General features: G+C 38.3%; 16 protein-coding genes and 2 tRNA genes. 10 read left to right on the top strand and 8 right to left on the bottom strand.

What is annotated here, in order from left to right; translation table 11 throughout:
• Positions 1 to 268: 268 nt before the first annotated feature.
• Positions 269 to 709 carry a hypothetical protein gene (locus GFH32_RS10960; protein WP_153511648.1) on the top strand — a complete coding sequence of 147 codons (441 nt, stop codon included), beginning with the start codon at positions 269 to 271 and terminating at the stop codon, positions 707 to 709.
• A 79-nt stretch (positions 710 to 788) separates the two neighbouring features.
• Here the strand turns inward: GFH32_RS10960 and GFH32_RS10955 are convergent, their stop codons facing one another.
• On the bottom strand, positions 789 to 1,277 hold the full coding sequence (locus tag GFH32_RS10955; protein ID WP_153511647.1) for a hypothetical protein: 489 nt from the start codon (positions 1,275 to 1,277) through the stop codon (positions 789 to 791).
• 271 nt (positions 1,278 to 1,548) lie between these two features.
• On the opposite strand from GFH32_RS10955, the gene GFH32_RS10950 reads away from it, so the two are divergent.
• Entirely contained in the window at positions 1,549 to 2,709 is a 1,161-nt protein-coding gene (locus GFH32_RS10950) for an acyl-CoA dehydrogenase family protein (RefSeq protein ID WP_153511646.1), read from the top strand.
• Positions 2,710 to 2,721: 12 nt separating this feature from the next.
• Positions 2,722 to 4,764, top strand: coding sequence for a 3-hydroxyacyl-CoA dehydrogenase NAD-binding domain-containing protein (locus GFH32_RS10945; RefSeq protein ID WP_153511645.1), 2,043 nt, complete (start codon positions 2,722 to 2,724; stop codon positions 4,762 to 4,764).
• A gap of 372 nt (positions 4,765 to 5,136) precedes the next feature.
• On the opposite strand, the gene clpB is transcribed toward GFH32_RS10945, so the two are convergent.
• A complete protein-coding gene (gene clpB / locus GFH32_RS10940) occupies positions 5,137 to 7,743 on the bottom strand; it encodes an ATP-dependent chaperone ClpB (protein ID WP_153511644.1) in 2,607 nt (868 codons plus the stop codon).
• A 249-nt stretch (positions 7,744 to 7,992) separates the two neighbouring features.
• Between clpB and GFH32_RS10935 the strand changes: the two genes are divergently transcribed.
• Positions 7,993 to 8,065: transfer RNA gene (locus GFH32_RS10935), tRNA-Thr, on the top strand.
• Positions 8,066 to 8,196: 131 nt separating this feature from the next.
• Here the strand turns inward: GFH32_RS10935 and GFH32_RS10930 are convergent.
• Entirely contained in the window at positions 8,197 to 8,742 is a 546-nt protein-coding gene (locus GFH32_RS10930) for a dihydrofolate reductase family protein (protein WP_153511643.1), read from the bottom strand.
• Between the two features lie 151 nt (positions 8,743 to 8,893).
• Between GFH32_RS10930 and GFH32_RS10925 the strand changes: the two genes are divergently transcribed.
• The 3 genes from GFH32_RS10925 to GFH32_RS10915 all read left to right on the top strand — a co-directional run bounded on the left by GFH32_RS10925 (position 8,894) and on the right by GFH32_RS10915 (position 10,384).
• On the top strand, positions 8,894 to 9,271 hold the full coding sequence (locus GFH32_RS10925; RefSeq protein ID WP_153511642.1) for an MmpS family transport accessory protein: 378 nt from the start codon (positions 8,894 to 8,896) through the stop codon (positions 9,269 to 9,271).
• 229 nt (positions 9,272 to 9,500) lie between these two features.
• Entirely contained in the window at positions 9,501 to 9,890 is a 390-nt protein-coding gene (locus tag GFH32_RS10920) for a hypothetical protein (RefSeq protein ID WP_153511641.1), read from the top strand.
• A 125-nt stretch (positions 9,891 to 10,015) separates the two neighbouring features.
• Positions 10,016 to 10,384, top strand: a complete 369-nt coding sequence (locus tag GFH32_RS10915; protein ID WP_153511640.1) for a DUF4180 domain-containing protein — start codon at positions 10,016 to 10,018, stop codon at positions 10,382 to 10,384.
• Between the two features lie 50 nt (positions 10,385 to 10,434).
• Here the strand turns inward: GFH32_RS10915 and GFH32_RS10910 are convergent, their stop codons facing one another.
• Positions 10,435 to 11,274: a helix-turn-helix domain-containing protein gene (locus GFH32_RS10910; protein ID WP_153511639.1), complete on the bottom strand. Its 840-nt coding sequence runs from the start codon at positions 11,272 to 11,274 to the stop codon at positions 10,435 to 10,437.
• 124 nt (positions 11,275 to 11,398) lie between these two features.
• Between GFH32_RS10910 and map the strand changes: the two genes are divergently transcribed.
• Complete coding sequence (gene map, locus GFH32_RS10905; protein WP_153511638.1) at positions 11,399 to 12,163, top strand: type I methionyl aminopeptidase; 765 nt, start codon at positions 11,399 to 11,401, stop codon at positions 12,161 to 12,163.
• A 620-nt stretch (positions 12,164 to 12,783) separates the two neighbouring features.
• Positions 12,784 to 13,917, top strand: a complete 1,134-nt coding sequence (locus tag GFH32_RS10900; protein ID WP_153511637.1) for a DUF4932 domain-containing protein — start codon at positions 12,784 to 12,786, stop codon at positions 13,915 to 13,917.
• Between the two features lie 323 nt (positions 13,918 to 14,240).
• Here the strand turns inward: GFH32_RS10900 and GFH32_RS10895 are convergent, their stop codons facing one another.
• The 4 genes from GFH32_RS10895 to GFH32_RS10880 form a co-directional block, all read right to left on the bottom strand.
• The gene (locus GFH32_RS10895) at positions 14,241 to 14,978 is read right to left on the bottom strand and encodes an SDR family oxidoreductase (RefSeq protein WP_153511636.1); all 738 of its coding nucleotides are present in this window, start codon (positions 14,976 to 14,978) and stop codon (positions 14,241 to 14,243) included.
• A 68-nt stretch (positions 14,979 to 15,046) separates the two neighbouring features.
• A complete protein-coding gene (locus GFH32_RS10890; protein ID WP_153511635.1) occupies positions 15,047 to 15,904 on the bottom strand; it encodes a helix-turn-helix domain-containing protein in 858 nt (285 codons plus the stop codon).
• Between the two features lie 374 nt (positions 15,905 to 16,278).
• A tRNA-Ser gene (locus GFH32_RS10885) sits at positions 16,279 to 16,365 on the bottom strand.
• Between the two features lie 115 nt (positions 16,366 to 16,480).
• Positions 16,481 to 18,610, bottom strand: a complete 2,130-nt coding sequence (locus GFH32_RS10880) for an HD family phosphohydrolase (protein ID WP_153511634.1) — start codon at positions 18,608 to 18,610, stop codon at positions 16,481 to 16,483.
• A gap of 127 nt (positions 18,611 to 18,737) precedes the next feature.
• Between GFH32_RS10880 and rpe the strand changes: the two genes are divergently transcribed.
• Positions 18,738 to 19,418: a ribulose-phosphate 3-epimerase gene (gene rpe, locus GFH32_RS10875; protein ID WP_153511633.1), complete on the top strand. Its 681-nt coding sequence runs from the start codon at positions 18,738 to 18,740 to the stop codon at positions 19,416 to 19,418.
• The last annotated feature ends 67 nt before the right edge of the window (positions 19,419 to 19,485 follow it).

Raw genomic sequence — 19,485 nt, 5'->3', positions numbered from 1 at the left:
TAATAATTTGTAATTAAATTTGGTGTTGAATATATTATATTTGCGCAGGTTTATACCTAGGGTCATAAGTGAAGTATTATTAGTTGTTTCCTCCCATATCAATGAGTGATGTGCTATCCGCGTAAAGCTAACATCCTCAACATTTGCAAAGTTCTTTTTGATAGTGCATTAGAATGAAATAAAGACGGCATTCATAGTGATATCCTTGAACAGGGGTATGCTTATTCGCTTTGCCGATATACAATAGAAAACAAATCAAACAGAATATATGGAAAATCCAAACACATCTTTCGTGGAAGAAGATTTAAACGGTAAGGTTAAAGCCTTGTTCTCAAATTGTTACTCGGGGCATACAAACCTTGAGGCGCTCTCTCCGAGAAACCAAGCCTATTTAGTTAATCTATTTGAACAAATACAATATAAGGACATTCTAGATCAAGCCTTATGGAGCTTGGGCGGCGGACTATCGCATTATAACCTTAGTCTTGGCGAAATTAAGTTATCGCTGTTGGAAATACTAGCCTCAAGATCTGATGATCGAGAACGATTAATCCTAAAAGAGTTATTTCTATTTCTAAATATCTTAGATGAAAAGAGCTTTTATCAAATAAACGCCATCCGACAGTTGATGAATTGCCCAGAGGAGGTATTTGAACAGAAAGTGGAGGAGATTGAATCGCGTTATTTCGAAGGGATTGAACGCATTTAACAAATAGCCAGCAGGTAATCCTAATCGGCTTATCTTTTTTATTTATGGAAAAGGGCATCCTCATGAGGGTGCCCTTTTATTATTTCTTCAATGCGGCTTTCCCGACGTATTTCGTAAATCCAGACTTTAAATTGATGGAAAGTTGCGCATTGCTTTTTTTCTTATCAATAATGAACATCAGAATTCCCTCGTCGCCTGCCTTATTGCTTGCTACATATTGCAGTTCGCCACTCTCATTGCTTCCAATTAATTTAAATTCATAGCTCGCGAGTGTTGGAACTTGTAAATGATTCCAGGTAATATCATAAGTATTCTCATTTATTTTCTTTACCGTAGGTGCCAGATCCGTATCGTTGAGTAACTCGAAGCCATTCTCCAAATTAAAAAAGGATAGGGGAGTTACGATACTATATGTACCCTCCAGCATGATGTCGGACAAAGTTTCGGTATCTGTATCATGCGAAGATTCTAACTTTTCACAAGATTGAAGAAAACAAAAGGCAAGAAGAAGTATTAGATAATGTAAAGGTTTTATCATACGCAAATTAATGATTGGTAATTGTTTCATGGCTTCTTGTACAAAATTTAAGCCAAATATTAATGTCTTTGTAATAGTATCTAAACATAGTTGATAATTCGTTAATAATTGCTTATTTATTTTGTTATTATTGAATTTATTGCTAATTACTTCTTGTGTGTTTTGTTAAATTAATATTATTTAACTTTTAAGAGCTTGGATATTTCCATCAATTAGAGCTATTTTAGTACAGTTTCGGGTAAATCATTGAATGCTTATCGCTGTATTTCCACCCGAATCACTTTAACCATTATAATTAATTATGCATGCATTTGAATTAACTGCAGAACATCACATCTTTCGCGAAAGTCTCCGCTCTTTTATTCAGAAAGAAGTAATTCCGAACGTCGATCAATGGGAAAAAGATGGACAAATCGATAAAATGATTTGGAAGAAAATGGGGGAGATGGGCTACCTCGGTCTTAATTTTCCAGCGGAGCTTAATGGACTTGACCTAGATTTTTATTATTCGCTTATCTTCTGTGAAGAGCTTTCCTATTGTTATTCTGGCGGTTTTACCATATCAGCACTGGTTATCCAATACATGTCGGCACCTTACTTGTTGAAATACGGTTCAGAATTCCTTAAGCAGAAATACTTAGCACCTGTAATTCTAGGCGATATGGTTAGTGCTGTTGCGATTACCGAGCCTGGAGCAGGATCCGATGTTCAGCAAATTCAAACGAGCGCTGTCCTCGATGGCGACTATTATATCGTGAATGGCTCAAAGACCTTTATCACAAACGGTTATTATGGTGATTTCTTTATCACTGCCGTGAAAACTGATCCTCAAGCCGGAAGTAAGGGAATTAGCTTGTTATTGATTGATCGAAATGCGGAAGGCGTTAGTGCTAATAAATTAAATAAAATGGGATGGCATGCTTCGGATACTGCCGAACTTGGTTTTAATCAAGTTCGCGTGCCGAAAGAGAATTTGTTGGGTAAGGAAGGCGAGGGCTTTAAATACTTGATGGATGGCTTACAACTGGAAAGGCTAACTGCTTCGATTCAAAGTCTGGCGACGGCTCAATCGGCAATTGACTATACTTTAAAATATATGGAGGAGCGCCAAGCATTCCAAAAGAAATTAAAGGATTTTCAAGTGTTGCGCCATCGGATTATCCAATTGATAGCCGACGTCGAGGTTAATCGCGCCTATGTTTATCACTGCTGCGACCTGCACAATCAAGGGGTTTATTCTGTTAAAGAATGCTCAATTGCTAAACTTCAAACCAGTGAATTAGCTATTCGTGTCGTGAACGAGTGTTTGCAAATGTTCGGAGGTTACGGATTTACGGAAGATTATAAAATTGCTAGACTCTATCGCGATGTTCGAGTTGGAACTATTATTGGGGGTACTTCAGAGATCATGAAGGAGATATTAGCGAAGATGTGTATTGATCAAGTGGATTATCAGCGTTAATCTTAAAAAGACATGAAGAGAATCAATATACTGGAGGGTACATCTGGAACCTGGAGGTTTGAGATATTAAGCGATTCAACATCACCTATTATAGTGGATTTAGACTTCTTTGATGAGGTTTTGCCGCAAGCGATCGAGCGTCTTGCTGATGCACACACAAAGGGCATTATTTTCGAATTTAAAGATGCGGCGACAGCGACAGATTATGAGACCCTATTTCGGGAAGCAAAGGCATGGCAAGTCTTTGAAGATCGATTAAGTAATGTTGCTAAACGAATAAACCGGCTCAAAGCATTTCAGAAACCCATTGTTTGTATTGTTCATCAGGCATGTACTTCCGCTGCCTTCGCTTTTGCGAGTATTGCCAATTACTTGTTGATCGCGAAGGATCATGTGAAGTTAGGATTCCCAGAATCGAAGTTTGGATTAATGCCCGGCTTTGGTGGTACGATTAATATATGGCAACGCTTGGGTCCTGAAGCTGCCTTGAGCATATTAACCAGCGGCAAATTATACCAATCTGAAGAAGCTGTGCGCTTAGGTATTGCTGATCAAATCTTTAATAGTGAGGCAGAAGCGATTTCCTTAGCCGAATCCTGGATAGTGGCGCATCAGGAGCCCGACTTAGACAGGCAACTTTCTATTAAAGATACAGAATCAGAATATTTTGTCAATTTGTCCTCCAAAATAAATCGTTCGTTTCCAGGTCAGTTGGCAATTGTTCAAGTGTTTCAAGATTCGTTAAATGAGAATTTAGAGGACGCTTATGAGATTGAGGCGGAGGCCTATAGTAAAACATTACTTCGAAAGGAGCCCCAAGCGATGATTCGATTACAAGAACATGGTCTTGCGGATGCCGCCCAGATGGCTGCCAATGCATCGGCCTTTCCGTTTAAAAAAGTAGGTGTAATCGGCGCTGGAATGATGGGCGCAGGGATTGCCTATGAAGCGGCAAAAGCAGGTTTTCAAGTTGTATTAAAAGATGTTTCACTGGAGAGTGCTGAAAAGGGGAAATCCTATTCCGCTAAGGTGCTCGATAAATCAATCAGCCTAGGGAAATCTAATTTAACGGAAAAGGAATCCACCTTAAATAGAATCCATGCGACCGATCAATTGAGCGACCTGCAAGATGCTGATTTGATAATTGAAGCCGTTTATGAAGATGTTGCTTTGAAGAATCAAGTAATTGCTGAAAGTGCTTCATTACTGAGTGCTGATGGCATCTTTGCATCAAATACGACCTCTTTACCCATATCAAAATTAGCAATCGCGAGTCAGCGTCCAGATAATTTTATTGGTTTGCATTTCTTCTCTCCAGTAGACCGTATGCCCTTGGTGGAAGTGATCCGTGGAAAGCATACCAGTCAAGAAACTATCGAGAAGGCATTACACTTTATTTCCAAGCTGAAGAAGATTCCGATTGTTGTTCAAGACGGGCCGGCCTTTTTTACCTCACGAATTTTCTTCAATTATTTGCTTGAAGGGATTACCATGATTCAAGAGGGGATTCCATTGGAACAAATCGAAGGGGCTGCGCGTATCGCAGGATTTGCCGTCGGTCCACTCGCGGTACTTGATGAAATAAGTCTAGACTTGATGGTCAAAGTATATGAGCAATTACCTAAGTTGCACGATTCGCAACAGCGTGCATTACGCTACTTAAAGAAACTTATTGCTGAAGGTCGTTCTGGAAGACGTACTGGTAAGGGCTTTTATGATTACCCAAGTGATGGTGGTAAAAAGGAGTATTCGCAGGATGCGGATGTAGAGATTAGTAAAGATATTCCAAGTACAGAAGTGCTGAAAAATCGACTCTTGAATGTCGTTGCTTTAGATAGTTTTCGTTGTTTGGAGGAAGGAATTTTAGCGAAGCCAATTGACGGTGATATCGGTTCGGTCTATGGTTTAGGCTATCCGATTCAAACTGGCGGTGTATTTGGTCATATTGACCAGGTCGGAGTTGGGAAATTTATTGAAGAATGTGAGACTTTTGCCGCAGCGGGCGAGCAATGGAAGATTCCTGAAAGCTTGAAGGGGAGGGTTTTCTATCCCTAGAACATATTTAGATTAAGCTATGGAGACCTCTATCAGAACGATAGAGGTCTTTTTTTTGCTTAAGCGTTTGCTTGTTTTGATTTTGGAAGCTGTTGTTGGTGATGAATTGCTTATCTGCATGCGTTTAAAATTTTATTAACACGTAGATTTACCTTGACTGGAATGGAGATGAAGCGTTTATTGCTGATATTAATGGGTTGAGGTATGGGGGAGCTTTGGCTGAAGTAGGCCTGAGGTCAATAGGTGATTCATACTTTCGAGTGGCGGGCGGAATATTTTTTGTTCGTATTTATAAGATCAGATGTGAATTAAAAAAAAGCTGTGCAACCTTTCGGCTGCACAGCTTTTCTATTTAATCCTATAAGGAGGACGTTATTTATTTTCTGCGTCTTTGTTGATGAAGACAAACTTGCCATCAAAAACATCCAGTTGGATAATGGAGTCTCTACTCACTTTGCCAGAAAGAATTTCCTTCGATAGCTCGTTGAGTACGCGTTTTTGAATAACACGTTTCAATGGGCGTGCACCATAAACTGGATCGTATCCTAATTGCGCTAACCAGTCGAGTGCATCGTCGGTTGCTGTTAAGAAGATGTTTTGTTCTGCTAATTGCTTTTCGACTCTTCCAAATTGCATACGTACGATATCGCCAATTTCATTACGGCTGAGCGGAGTAAACATAATCACTTCGTCAATACGGTTTAAGAACTCCGGTCGGATAGATTTTTGAAGTAATTCAAAGACCTCGTCTTTTGTTTTTCCGACAACTTCGTCGCGGTTATCATCGTTCATCTTCGAGAAGTTCTCTTGGATAATGTGTGATCCCGTGTTGGAAGTCATGATAATGATCGTGTTTTTAAAGTTAACTACACGACCTTTATTGTCTGTTAAGTGACCATCGTCCAATACCTGCAACAAGATGTTAAATACATCTGGGTGGGCTTTTTCAATCTCATCCAGTAGGACTACCGAATAAGGTCTACGACGTACGGCTTCTGTTAACTGTCCGCCTTCATCATAACCTACATATCCTGGAGGCGCTCCAATTAATCTGGAAACTGCATGCCTTTCTTGATATTCAGACATATCGATACGGACTAAGGCCTGTTCATCGTCAAATAAGAACTCTGCCAGTGCTTTCGCTAATTCTGTTTTTCCGACCCCAGTTGTTCCTAAGAAAATAAAGGAACCGATAGGGCGTTTGGCATCGCTTAGACCAGCACGCGAACGACGAATAGCATCGGCAATCGCCTCAATTGCTTCTTCTTGACCCGCAACACGTTTATGTAATTCCTCTTCAAGGTTTAGCAGTTTCTCGCGTTCTGACTGAATCATTTTATTCACTGGAATTCCTGTCCAGCGAGAAACAACGTCGGCAATATCCTCCGATGTCACTTCCTCTTTTAGCATTCGGCTGCTTTGCTGTTTTTCAGAAAGCTCTTTCTTTAAACCTTCTACCTTATCTTGTGCCTCTTTGATCTTGCCGTAACGTAATTCCGCAACTTTTCCGTAGTCGCCGGCACGCTCAGCTTGATCAGCCTCTAATTTATAATCTTCAATGTTCTGAATCTCTTGGTTAACCTGATCAACCAATGTCTTCTCCGATTGCCATGCTGCTTTTAAGGAGTCGCGTTCATTGGAAAGATTCGCGATGGTTTCCGATAACTCGGAAACTTTGCGTTCATCTTTTTCCCTTTTAATCGCTTCTCGTTCAATTTCTAACTGCATGATGCGGCGTTCTAATTCGTCGACAGCTTCTGGAACGGAGTCCATTTCTAATCTTAATTTCGAAGCAGCCTCATCGATCAAGTCAATAGCTTTATCTGGTAGAAAACGATCCGTAATATAGCGTTGTGATAACTCTACAGCTGCGATAATCGATTCATCTAAAATTCTAACCTTATGGTGCGTTTCATAACGTTCTTTCAACCCGCGTAAGATTGAAATCGCATCCTGTGTATCTGGTTCATCAACCATGACCTTTTGGAAACGGCGTTCCAATGCTTTATCCTTTTCGAAGTATTTTTGATACTCATTTAAGGTTGTTGCACCAATGGCGCGTAGTTCACCACGTGCTAAGGCTGGCTTTAAAATATTAGCCGCATCCATAGCGCCTTCACCACCTCCAGCACCTACTAGGGTATGGATTTCGTCGATGAATAGAATAATCTCGCCGTCGCTATCGGAAACTTCCTTTACAACTGCTTTCAAACGTTCTTCAAATTCACCTTTGTATTTTGCTCCCGCAATTAAGGAACCCATATCCAAAGAGAATACAGTTTTTGTTTTTAAGTTCTCTGGCGCATCGCCTTTGATAATACGGTGTGCGATACCTTCAGCAATGGCTGTTTTACCAACCCCAGGTTCTCCGACAAGAATAGGATTGTTTTTGGTACGACGTGATAGAATTTGCATCACGCGTCGAATCTCTTCATCACGACCTATAACAGGGTCTAGTTTTCCCGATTCGGCAAACTCGTTTAAGTTTCTCGCATATTTGCCCAAGGCATTGTAAGTTGCTTCGGCATTTTGGTCCGTAACTCGGCTACTGCCGCGGAGTTCTTTAATCGCCAGTTTTAGATCCTTCTCCGTAACTCCCTGATCTTTCAAGAGTGACGATACCTTGTCGTTTGCCGACAATAAGGCTAAAAGGATGTGCTCGATGGATACGAACTCATCGTTGAATTCCTTTAAATAGCTTTGGGCTTTTTGTAATACGGCTGCTGAAGAATTACTCAGATAAACATTGCTGCCGCTTACTTTCGGAAGGGCATCGATTTGCTTATCAACCTCGGTCGTCACGTAATTGATATTGACATTGAGTTTCTTTAGTAAATGTCCAACCACATTTTCATCGACGGTGAGTAATGCTTTTAATATATGCGCAGGTTCAATCGCTTGTTGTTGATTTCCAACAGCAATCTCCGACGCTTTTTGTATGGCTTCTTGAGCCTTGATGGTGTAATTATTAAAGTTCATATATAGTCTATTCGATTATTTTATTGTTTCTAATGATTAAACAAAATGAATGCCTATTGGTTTTAAAGCGATATAACATGTAATAATGTCATGTTATTTTATTTTTCACTGTCATTTTAACATGTTTATTTCTGTGTGTATCAAATTTACTGATTGAAATTCAGGAAATTAAATTCATAGTGGGAAAAACTTGAAAACTTACCTTGCAAAATATTTAAGGAATTTAGATATTTGCAGCAGCAAAAAAAAGCCTCCTTAGCTCAGCTGGTAGAGCAACTGACTTGTAATCAGTAGGTCATTGGTTCGATTCCGATAGGAGGCTCTGCAAACAAAAAAGCTCATCATCCGATGAGCTTTTTTGTTTTTATTTGTGATTCCCAAAGACTTGGATGTTTTCTTAATGAGGACGAGCTGCCGTAAATTTTAAAAAGGAACAACATGAACTCGTTCAACCTACCTCACGCGAATATATCGACATTGAGCAACACTATTGATTTCTAACTTTGTTTCGACGCACTGAAAGTTTATTTGTTGGTCGAGTTCGCCAAATAGTGGAATTCCGCCACCTAATAGATAGGGGATCGTTGTAATAATCATATCGTCGATTAAATCTTCTTTCAGAAAACTTTGAATTGTTTTACCACCATCAATATACAGGCGATGACATCCTTGGCTATGTAGAGTCTTCAAAATTTCCGTTATTTCGCCTTGAACTAGAAATACTTTTTCTCGCAATTCTACAGGAATCTCTTTCATGCTATTGCTGATTACAAATACCGGTTTCGGATAAGGCCATTCGCCCTCGAAGCTATGAACAATCTCAAAGGTGTTTCGTCCCATTACTAAAGCATCGATATCTTTAATAAAGTCATTATATCCCATATCGTCTTGTGTCGGGTTTGGTAAGGATAGTAGCCATTCAATACCATGATTCTTGTCTGCGATATAGCCATCTAAGCTACAGGCGATGAAAACGGAGTTTTTTGCGATGCTTTTCATAATGGATATTGAGGTTTAATCTTTCGAAAATACGGAAAAAGAATCGATGGGATAGAGGGAGAAAGGACTTATTCTTTCGGTTTAAATAACACCTATTTCGCGATAATGGCTTGATATTTGTTAATACAGAACAAATTAAAATACTAACTATATGAAAAACTTAAGACTGTTTATTCTAGCTCTATTATCTTTAACGTTCGTGATTTCATCATGTAGCAAAGACGATGACGGTACGCCTAGTGAAGGCGCTAAAAAAGTTCAGTACAAGATTATAGGATCTGCAGGTGTGAACATTAGTACAATCGTTTATTATGATGGCGACACGCCAGTTTCAAAGACCGGTGATTTTGGTGCAGAGTGGACAAGTGAAGCAGGAATTACTGCAAAGACGCCAATGATTACTGCAAATGGTATTGGTCCAACTGATGCATCAACGTTGAAAGCGCAAATTATTGTTGACGGAAAAGTGGTAAAAGAAAGTGCTGCTTCTTCAGGTAAGGTTCTTCAAACTAGCGTATCTTTCTTCTAGAGTGAATCGTTTAAAAAAAAAATTAAAAAGCCTAAAATATTTTAGGCTTTTTTTTTGTGCCTTTGTTTTGCTACAAGGATCTTAAAATAATAATTCATTAAATCTTCTTGTTTCGTGTTGGTTTTTAAAGATTTATCGATTTAAATTGATATTTTCACGAACAATTGCACACTTCAGGTGAAGATATTTTCAAGCTTGGTGTAAACACTAACGTTCAACCAAACATATTATGAGCTATTACGATGACGAGTATGACGAGAAAGCTTCCGCACGTGCGATGTGGATGTTCTTTAAACTAGCATTAAACGGTGCTATTATCGTGATCTTATACAAGTTGCTTTATATCCCGAATTATCCGGATTTCTTGAGGGAATCAAACGCTTTATACGTTATGCCTATTGTCGGGACTATTGGCACCTACTTTTATTTGGCTTATTGGTTGGGCAAAAAATTGAGTTTATACCTCGTCGGTGCTGCAGTTTTTTCGGTTGGACTAGCCGCGCTGACAAGTTTTGATACGGTATTTAAGCTTTATACATTAGCCGTGTTTGGTGGACTTGTATACGGCTGTTATTTGCTGATACGATTGATTATAAACTTTGTCGTCAAAAAACGGTAATCTTGTCAGTCGCTATCTCCAATGATTGTTTAGCTATTGCTTAGAAAGAACAACATTCGATTCGGTCGACTTTCATCGCTTCCCCTTCCTTACTTATAATTTAAAATATAATAATCCTTTTCTGAATGACTATTGATTTCTCCGAAGTAAATAAGCTTAAAATAGCAGAGGTAATTGCAGACGATATTGTGTTAAGCTCAACAGAAGACGCTTTAGCAATCTTAGGTGATTTGTATTTTCAAGAAGTTGATCGCCTGTTTATTTATGAACGGAATATTATTCCTGTCTTTTTCGATTTAAAGTCTAGAATTGCTGGTGATATTCTTCAGAAATTTACGCAGTATCAAATGCCGGTTTCCATCATCGGTGACTTTTCCAACTACCAGAGTAAGAGTTTACGTGATTTTATTTTCGAAAGTAATCAGGGTAAACAAATTCACTTTTGTGGAACGAAAGTAGAGGCAATCGAAATGGCGAATCGGCTTAAGAAATAAGGGGAAGGAGTTTTCTCGACAGATAATTTGTCCTGATATCGATTTTTGTGCTAGTCGAAATGATACTGTGTCGGCGCGATTCCAATATAGCGTTTAAAGTCTTTAAGGAAATGGTTGTAGTCATAGTAGCCTTGAAGGTTCGCTAGTTCGGCATTAACAGCATTTTTATTATTCTTGTATTCCTGATAACCATAAATAAAACGTTGCAAGGCAATATATTTCTTGGGTGGAATGCCGATGTAATTTACAAAGTTTCTATAGAGCCATTTAGAATTCACTCCGCTACCTAAATGTTGAAGAACATCCGCGACATTAACGGCTCCTTTACGGTTTTCAATATGTTTAATGGCAGCACTTAAGATCGCTGGAAAGCGACTTTCAGATTTCTCAACCACTAAGCGTTCATTTAGTTCGTTAAGTTGTTTCCAATCGATTTCTTGCTGGTAGATTGCCTGGAAGATGGAGACCCATTTTTCTGACATCAGGTCCTCCAAGTTGCGGATTGGATTAGTTAGGAATACAGCAGGATTGATGTTAAATAAGCTGTAAAAATCTGCCGGCTGGAATCGTAAAACAAGGATGTTTTCTACATTCTTTGGAATTTGCCAATGTGTATTTTCTATGGTTCCGCAGCAGATCCATGCGGATTTTAGCTTGATGAGTTCTTTTCCTTTTCTCAAGTTGACCTGATCGGTTTTTCGAGGCATTAGAATAATGGATGGAACGCCATCGTTAAACAAGGCATGGCTAGTTCCGAGTTCTTGACAGGGGAAGAAATGCAGGTCAAATATTAGCTGTTTGTTGATTTTCGCACATAGCGTACCCTGTGATTCAATAGAAGGCCATTGAAATGTAGTAGATTTAATGCTATGTAGAAAATTAATCGGCATACTTAAGGACAAAGGTATTAAAGAAAATGGCTTTTCCGATTTGTAAATGTCCGATTTGTACTTTCTGAAAAATTGAAAGGAATCTATTTTTGCTGATCGTATTAATTAGAAAATCAGATACATTATGCAGATATCGAATAAAGAGGATCTTGAAGGAATGAAGCGCGTCAGTGAAGCTGTTGCTATTACACTGAAGGAAATGATCAATTATACGAAGGTTGGGATGTCGACTAAGCAAATAGACCATTACGGCGCACAGCTTCTCGGGAAGTTTGGCGCAAATTCGGCTCCTCGTCTTACCTATAATTTCCCCGGTAACAGCTGTATTAGCGTGAATAATGAATTTTGTCATGGGATTCCTTCTGCTCAAAAAATACTACAAGAAGGGGATTTGATTAATATTGATGTTTCTGCAGAGCTCGCAGGATTTTGGTCGGACAATGGTTGTTCATTTGTTGTTGGTGAGGATATTCATCAACATCAGGGTATGATTGATGCATCTAAGCAGATTCTCAAGCTCGCTATTGCAGCGATTAAGGGCGGGGTGAAGATTGCTACTGTTGGAGAATTGATGGAAACTGAGGCTAAGAAAAGGGGATATATGGTGATTAAAAATCTCGGGGGGCATGGTATTGGTCGCAGTCTACATGAGCAGCCCGATGAGTTGCTGAATTTTAAGAATCGCTTTGATCAAAGGCGATTTAAAAAGGATTCCGTCGTTGCTATTGAAACGTTTGTCGCTACAGCATCTACTTATGCCGTTGAACTCGAGGATGGATGGACGATGGTTGGTAATAAAGGAGGTGTCTTAGCTCAACATGAGCATACACTTATCGTGACTGCTGGCAACCCGACGATCTTGACGGCGGATAATGGCGTTTGGGATTAGGTTTAGAGTAGCCAAACCATTGTTTATTGGGTTTGTATGTAGGTTGGAAGTTTATCGAGTTAGCTTCATGTCATTATGCAAAGCGGATGGGCATGATTTCGCTATTGTCAATAGCAAGTATTATAATCTACGGAAGGGTAGGACCATTCTGCTATCGTAAGATCAGGTCAATCAATATATTCCTCTACATGCGTAATTGCATGATGCAACGAGGTATTCTTTTGACCAGTTGAAATTCACGCTTGTTAGCAATTGAGATCAAGAACAGTTAATCGTTAGTTATTTACGGGCTTATGCTTTTCTTTGCTATTATTTGATTGAGCTCTTCCGTTAAATAACTCTAAGAAATAAGCAAAATATTACTATATTTCGTTATGGAAAAACGCTCGCTCACACAGCTGTTTAAATTTTCTGAAACTGAAAAGAAGAAATATTTTAGAGATTGCCTTCGCTTTTTTTTATTGCTGGCTGTATTGATGTTTATTGGGTTATATATAGCACACGGTTTCAATACTGAATTGTGGCCGCGTAAGTTTTTAGTGTATTTATTGGTTTTTCCTTTACTTATGGCGTTTTTTAATAAGATTGGTAATCAAGGTTAATATATTCGATTGAAAAGTATGAAGAGAAGATTTTTATTGCTCAGTTTACTGAGCTTTTTGTTGAGTCCTTTGTTTGGACAAGATGGTTCTGTAAACTTCTCAGAAGCATATATCAAGGCGAATAATGGGCATGTGAAAATTGAGATTGAGGAAGTTCAGGAGATGCTTCATGTTATCATGGCGGTTAGTGATGCTGGGCTGAAAGACTCGAATATGATTAATCATAACGGCGCGTATTACAAAGAGGTTATTGACCGATTTGGTCGATTTCGTGATCATCGCGCGGTGAAAATAGCGGACTCTTTATTGAATGAGAGTATTATCTATTATATTTTTCTATCCTCCAATGCAAATGGTTTTGTCTTTGATGACAAGGAACTAGTCAGAACAAATATTTATACATTTCCGGCAAGAGGGGTAGGTTCTACTGAAATTTCAGAAGATCCAATTGTTACCTATAAAAAGGAATTGGAAGACTTTGCGGTGTCATCTGACTTTCGGACATTTTATGCTCAGCATAAACCTTTCTATGATACGATTAAACAGGATTATGAAAAATACGGTGAGATCGATAAACAGAAGGCCTGGTTGGAACGCAAGTTTGATTATAAGATCAATAGTTATCGGGTGCTTACATCTCCATTAATCGGTGGGATACATGCTACGCAGACTTTTGAAAACAATAACTTTAAGGAGATGCTCCTGTATCTGCCTTTGATTAAGCGAAATAAGGAGCTAAGCGAGGAGTTAAATATCGCAATGAGTACGCGTGTGATTTTTACGGAAATCGATCATAATTATGTTGGCCCCCTGAGTGATCAGTATAAAAGTACCATCGATACCATATTTGATAATCGTAGTTTCTGGGTAAATGCTGCAAATAAAGCAACAGCACATTATCCAAGTCCAATCAAGGTTTATGATGAGTATATGACCTGGGGACTCTTTTTACTCTATGCCTCGGATACCTATTCCGATAAAAACAGTTTAAGATATATTGAAGATCATCTTAATAGTAAGATGGTCGCAAAAGGATTTCCGAAGTCCGAGATTTTTAACAAAGAGTTGTATCGGTTGTATGGGAAAAATCGGAATAGTAAAATTGACGGAATTTATAGGGAAATGTTGAAGTGGAGTGGGGAGCAACGTTAGTTGAGGTGAGCGTAAGTTTTGGGTAGGTTTTGGCATGTTGTTCTTTGATTGGGGAATAAATGGTTTTGATGTGTTGATGCCTATAAATGGATTGGAACTTTGGTTTATTGGAGTGTTATTTTAGGACTATTGATTGTTTGGAAAAAGGGTAAGGCTACCTATGCACTAACGTAATCAACAGCCTTTTATTATTTTCTTAATTCATGAAAAAAGGAAATATTAAAGGCTGTTGCGACAAAAAAAGAGAATCGTTCAATTTCTCCCTTAGACCGCCATTTCGCCAGAATGATGATCGCGGTACTTGTTTTTTATTGATGTTGTTACTACCAAGGGATTTCTCCAGTTTCAGGATTGTTTTCTTCACTGAAAAATTTTCCTGTTGGACCATTTTTGTCAAGCAGAGCGTATTTTACGATTCGTTTTCCAGCTTCCTCAACAGTTCCAGTTCCACGATGTCCATTAAAATCAGTTTTTGTAAACCCCGGACAAATAGCGTTTACTTTAAAGTTAGTATCCTTCAGTTCGTAAGCCAATACAACAGTGTACATATTTAAAGCTGCTTTTGATGACAGATAAACAACACCTTTAAAGTCGAAATATTTGTATGTTGGGTCACTGTGTAAAGTTATTGAACCTTGGCTGGAACTTACATTTACAATGCGAGGCTCGGGAGATTTTTTCAATAAATCAATAAAGGCCTGCGTAACTCTCACGACTCCATAAACATTAGCATCGTATGTTGCTTTGAACTGTTCTATGGTAGCATCAAATGCAGATTGTGGGTATCCACCGAATATTCCTGCATTGTTAACAAGAATGTCTAATGATTGGGTTTTCCTACCGATTATTGAGCGTGCATTTTGGATGGATTTATTGTTTGTTATATCAAGCTGAATGGCTTCTACATTATTTATTCCTTCAGCTTTTAATTTATTTACAGCGTCTACACCGTTTTCCAAACTGCGACTACCGAGGTAAACATAAATCCCTTTTTGAGCAAGTTGATTCGCTACTTCAAAACCAATACTTTTATTTGCTCCTGTTACTAATGCTGTCTTCATTTTTTTATATTTTAAATTAATGAAGCAAAGCTAGAGCACTAAAAAAAACTTTAGATGGACAAATCAATTTATTCTCTTGACAAATCTTGATGTTGCAAAAAATCACTTACACTTTTTCCTGTGCTTTTTTTGAAAAGTCTCGAAAAATAATCGGGATCATTGAATCCTAATGCATATGCTAATTCCTTGACAGAAAGCTTAGAATTGCGTAGTTTCCATTGAGCTTCCATCTTCAAACGATTTGTTAAAAAATCCTTTGGAGAGGAACCTGAATACTCTTTTACTAATCGATAAAGACTATTGGTTGTTAAAGCCATTTTTTGGGCAATAGCATTGATAGAAGGTTGTTCCGTAAGATGAGTTTCTACCATTAATTTAAACTCAACAAACTTTGAAAAGTTAGAGTTTATAATGTTATTTGTTTCGTTTTTAAAATAAGCATTGTTTAGTTCCGAAAGTAATAAATTCAAATAGGCTAATATTATCTCTGAGTCAGTAGAGAGGCTCTCTGTATACAATATTTGATTTATAATTTCAATAACTTTTCTTACACGTTCCCTTGCATGATTTTCTAACGTGATGATTTGAGAATTTAATGGATTAATCAAAAATGAAAAGCGTTGTGGCAGCAAAGCCAACGTATTTTCATCAAATAGTATTTTAAAATATTTTAGATTTTCTGTTTTGGTGGGAGGGATAAAATATTGATTGGGCATCGCAAAAAGCAAGTCTCCCGTAGTAAGGGTAATTTCTTGTAGATCTAATTTGTAAGTGATAGATCCACTCTCAATTAACACGATAAAATATGAAGTCAATCTACGAGGTAGAAGCAGTTTTTGCTGAATTTCAGCAGAAGGAAAAGGACTATCATTTGATCGAACTTTTATATTTTGAGCAATCTTTGATTTATTTGTTATTTCTTTCATCTGCTCTTAATTTGATAGGGCACTGTTGTGCAATTACCGCTAACATTATTATAAGCGAATCTAAGTAATTTTCTTTTAAGTGAATCGTGTGTAATTAGATAGTTTATATACAGCAACCTACGTGATGTTTGGTATGTTTCATATTTGTTATAAAGAATTTGTTTCTATATGTAATCTTTATAAGAACTGCGTGGTAAAAAGTACTTAGAAAAAAAATGATGGTTTAGCTTTTTAATTATCTATTACGTCGATAAAAAGAAGTCTGTCAAAACTCCTCGAAAGGCCGTTTAATTAGTTGAAATTTACAAGAAATGAAGAAAAAGTGCCATAAAATAAAAAAAGCCCAACTAATGTTGAGCTTTTCAAAGTCTTTGCGGAGAGGGCGGGATTCGAACCCGCGGTACCGTTTCCAGTACGACAGTTTAGCAAACTGTTCCTTTCGGCCACTCAGGCACCTCTCCGGGTTTTGACAGTGCAAACATAAAGCAAAATTTTCACTCTACAAAGCTGATAATGCTAATTTTTAACAATTTTTCAGCTACTGAATGGCAACCTGCTGAATGTCAAACCATTTTTTTAATTATCTTTTTTCTTACTTAGATCGTAATCAATACGAACATGGTAAATACTCTTAAGCATTGCTTTAAAAATCTTAGATACTTCTGTGATATCCCGCATGGTAATATCTGCGTTAGCAAATTGTCTCTGCATTAACTTATGGTCGATAATTTTATCGACAAGTGTATTAATAGATTCTTCTGTTGGTTCTTTCAATGCCCGCGAAGAAGCTTCCACCGAGTCGGCCATCATAAGCACCGCAGTCTCTTTGGAGAAAGGTACTGGACCTGGGTATCTAAAGATGGATTCATCGATAACTTTATCGGGGTTATCTTTAACGGCAAGATTATAAAAGTAGTCCACTTTCGTAGTACCATGGTGGGTGCGAATAAAGTCGATTACAACTTCCGGCATTTGATGTTTTCTCGCCATCTCAATGCCTTTCAGAACGTGGGAGATAATGATCTGCGCACTTTGTTCTGCGGTCAGTTCCTCGTGTGGATTGTCATTCGTTTTTTGGTTTTCGATAAAGTAGAGCGGGTTGATCATTTTACCGATATCATGGTATAAAGCACCAGCACGAACCAAAAGGGGATTGCCACCAATTTTATAAATTGCTGCTTCGGCAAGATTAGCCACTTGCAACGAATGTTGGAATGTACCTGGCGCTTTCAGCGATAACTCACGTAGTAGACGAGAATTACTATTGGTTAGTTCCATTAATGTTAAGTCAGATACAATACCGAATAACTTCTCGAACGCATAGATTAATGGATAGGCGAGTAGGGTAAGTCCGACACTGACTGCGAAAGGCAGGATATCTTGCCAGTAGATAGTCGTGAACGACCCGTTACGCGTCAATACTAATCCAATATAGGCAAGTATATAGGTCGCTAAAATAACAACGCTAGAGACCAGGAATTGCTCTCTTTTTACAAGGGTCTTGATGCTATAGATGGCCACCATTCCGGAGGTAAATTGTAGAAACACAAAGTCGAAGCTATTGGGCACAAAGAGTCCAGCTACTAAAACCATCAGAATGTGAATATTTAAAGCGATCCGGGTATCAAAGAGTAGGCGGAAGATAATTGGCACACTACAATAAGGAATATAGTAGAGGCTTGGGATTTTCATTTTAATGGCCCAACTGAGTACGCCAAGCATCACCAGGATAACAATAAAGATGATGAAAAGTAGACGGTTGTTATTAAAGATATCTCTTCGGAAATAGTATAAAAATACCATTAGGAGAGACATCGCTAAAGAGATCAACAGAAAGTGACCAAACATAACGAGGTTTTGCTCACCCGATATGCGGGATTCGTCCTCAAATACTTTTCGTAGCGACTCTAACTTTTGGTAACTTTCATTGTTGATGATTTTGCCTTGCTCAGCGATTAGCTCATCCTTTTGCACCATTCCTCGAGTCGTCGAGATATTGGCTAGGGCATTTTGCTCTACTTTATTCGTTTGGCTTTCGTTGAAAACATAATTGATGGTGACGTAACTTTTCAGCACTTCCGCAAACCAAGCTTTATGTTCGATGAGGTTATTCTTTTCTAAAGTTTCCTTTAAATATTTATTTGCCGATTCAATGGTATAACAGTCTGCAGTATTCTTTTGTTGCGCGACATTATCATGGACTAAAACAAAGTTATACTCCATTGCCGTTGCATCGTTTTTCACCGAGTCATTTCCTTTAATTTGAAAACGATTATTTAAGGAAATAATGCCACGTTCATAAATATAACTGAGTAAAGCAGTTCCTACTTCTCTGTATTTGGTGATGTCAGTGCCGGTGGAATCTAGCTGGCTGGATTGCCACTTTTCGTTTAAGTCTGTATTAAATTGATCGATTTGCTCCTTGCTAGCGACGTCGTTCAGGTTGTAGATCGGTTGAACGGTACGTAGAATATACTGCTTATCACGCGCTAGCTCTTCTGGCGTTTTTAAAATCGCAAAATTGTATGGAGACGTTAGGTTTTCATGATTCCAAGGCTTGCCTTTTTCGTACTCATATTGAAAACGGGGTTGCTTTGGTAGGAATATACAGATCAAGATGATCGTTAATACTACCATCCCGTATTTCCAAAGGGTGGAATTTTGCTGTAATTTATCTTTCGGATAGTTAATCTTTAGTTTCGCCACGTTCTTAAATTCTTCCTGATCAAACAAATGTAATTAATTTCAAGTAAATGACTCTTATTTCTGAAAAGTAAGCGGATGTTTCTGATTAGCGATTTTTACTTATTATCTTTGCAAAAAAAAACACCCCATGTCTGCAAAACAACATTTAATCGCCCCATCTATCTTAGCAGCTGACTTCGCGAAGCTTTATGATGATATTCAAATGGTAAACAACAGTGAAGCTGATTGGTTCCATATCGATATAATGGATGGCGTATTTGTACCGAATATTTCTTTTGGGTTCCCTGTCATGCAAGCGATTGCTAAACACGCAAAGAAACCATTGGATGTACATTTAATGATCGTCGATCCAGATCGCTATTTAAAAACATGTAAGGATAATGGCGCGGCAATTATTACCGTTCACTATGAAGCATGTACACATTTACATCGTACGTTAGCAGGAATTAAAGAATTAGGATGTAAGGCCGGTGTTGCTTTGAATCCGCATACGCCAGTTTCTTTATTAAAGGATGTGATTCAGGACATTGATTTAGTTTGTTTAATGTCAGTAAACCCGGGATTTGGTGGACAGAAATTTATCGAGCGTACCTATTCGAAGATTAAAGAATTACGTGCCTTAGCTCTTCAAGAAGGAACGGATGTTATGATTGAGATTGACGGCGGAGTAGGTCTTGGAAACGCGAGTAAGTTATTGGCTGCAGGTGCTGATGTGCTTGTTGCAGGAAGTTTTGTTTTCAATTCGGAGAATCCGATCGAAACGGTGAAGGAATTGAAGGAGGTAGACCCTACAATACAGCTTGTTTAGCTGTTGTTTAGAATATTTCCAAATTAGCCTCGAGTGGCACAAATACAACTTTAGCTTGGTTTTTTTT

This window comes from Sphingobacteruim zhuxiongii (assembly GCF_009557615.1).
Lineage (GTDB): Bacteria > Bacteroidota > Bacteroidia > Sphingobacteriales > Sphingobacteriaceae > Sphingobacterium > Sphingobacterium zhuxiongii.
This window is presented reverse-complemented; position numbering and strand designations above follow the sequence as displayed.